Origin of the sequence: Mesorhizobium sp. M5C.F.Ca.ET.164.01.1.1, from assembly GCF_004792125.1 — a bacterium.
In the GTDB taxonomy this organism is placed as follows: domain Bacteria; phylum Pseudomonadota; class Alphaproteobacteria; order Rhizobiales; family Rhizobiaceae; genus Mesorhizobium; species Mesorhizobium wenxiniae.
In genome coordinates, this window is sequence record NZ_SRTG01000392.1 from 1 (window position 1) to 318 (window position 318).

Genomic DNA, 318 nt, shown 5'->3' on the forward strand with positions numbered 1-318 from the left:
TGGGCGACCTGGAGGTCCCTGCCGCCCTCGACCTGCTTTCTCCTGACGAGTCCTAGTGTAATATCTCCCAGGCACCACGGGGAATGGGGACTAGCTGTGAGCTCTGCGCGCGGTGCGCGAGCTCGGCCCGATAACTGGCCGGCGTAGGGAACTCGACCTCGAAGCGATAGTTCTGCGCGGTTCTGAACGCCGTGTGAACGCCGCGTAACCGCGGCCTGTCCATCCTGATGACCCAGTTGGTGGTCTCGACCTCGCTGCAGTCCCGCTCCTCGAAGGCCAGTGCCGCCTTCCTGAAGGCGCGCGTAAAAGCCTCGTCCG

Annotated in this window: 1 protein-coding gene; it reads right to left on the bottom strand. The window is 64.5% G+C overall.

Going from position 1 to position 318, the window contains the following annotated elements; translation table 11 throughout:
• Window positions 1-52: 52 nt before the first annotated feature.
• Window positions 53-318 (bottom strand): hypothetical protein (locus tag EN807_RS36220; RefSeq protein ID WP_246684530.1); only part of this gene is annotated, 266 nt, incomplete at its 5' end.